The sequence below is a fragment of the Williamsia serinedens genome (assembly GCF_024171725.1).
Lineage (GTDB): Bacteria > Actinomycetota > Actinomycetes > Mycobacteriales > Mycobacteriaceae > Williamsia_A > Williamsia_A serinedens.
In genome coordinates, this window is sequence record NZ_JAMTCG010000033.1 from 1 (window position 1) to 1,002 (window position 1,002).

Genomic DNA, 1,002 nt, shown 5'->3' on the forward strand with positions numbered 1-1,002 from the left:
TACCCGATGGCCGCCTCAAACAATTCGTTCACACCCGGCATCGACTGCCCGCCCGCAGTGATACGGCACGGACCGCCAGCACCCCGGGTGAGTTGAAAGTCCTGCACCCCGGTGATGTCGCCATCCCGGTACACCACATACGGGTGCGGGGGTTGAGTGCTCAGGAACCCGGGCAGTTTGTAGCCGGTGGTGTCGACCGGCTGCCCGGTGATCAGATCGTACGAATCCTCCACATAGTTGGAGGTGACGTTCGCGATCGACCGCAACAAACCGGTCGCCAGGTTGCCGCCCAGTGAAGTGCCGGCCTGCCACCCAGACTTGTCGACGATGTCGACGAACAGCGTCCCCTGACGCCAGTTCGTGCCCGCCCCCGGCCACGGCTCCGGATCACCCTTCAAGAACCGCCGGGTCTTGATCATCAGTTCGGCGTCCTCGAGGATCGGCGCCATCACGTCGAACCACGACTGCTTGATGTTGCCGGTGATGATCGTCGTCGGCGCGACGGATGACCCGATGGGGCGGGGCATCGGCACGATCTGCGTCTGCGCCCACAACCCACTCGAATGGTTCGCCGGGTCCAACAGGTCGTTGTTGACGTTGAAGTTCGTACCCTGCACCCGCAGCATGTTCCAGCCGAGAGTCGCCAACCCGCCCCAGTCGACCGGCGCCCACAGAAACTGCACCTTCGGCTGCTGCACAAGAGAGACGGGAAGGAAGGGCGACGCCGCCATGTGGACGTGTTTCAGTTCCTGCGTGTCCTCCAGGAACTCAAGAACAACCTTGTCGCCGTCCTTGGAGCGGTGAAGAGTGACGCCCTTCTCCGGATCAGTGCGCCCACCGATCCGCGCCCCATCCTTCTTGACGATGACGTGAATGTTGCTGGTGCCGCGGGACTCCTGGTCCAGCGCCCAGTGAGCGAGGAAGGTTCTGCGTTTGCCTTGCTCGGACTCCATGTCGATGGGCAGCTCGAGGTGGATTGCCCCGGTGTCGTTGTACTTGAGC

Annotated in this window: 1 protein-coding gene; it reads right to left on the reverse strand. The window is 63.0% G+C overall.

The window, feature by feature from the left end:
• Window positions 1-1,002, reverse strand: a 1,002-nt coding sequence (locus tag LX12_RS21825; RefSeq protein WP_443741624.1) for a Gp37-like protein, incomplete at both ends; no start/stop codon positions are given.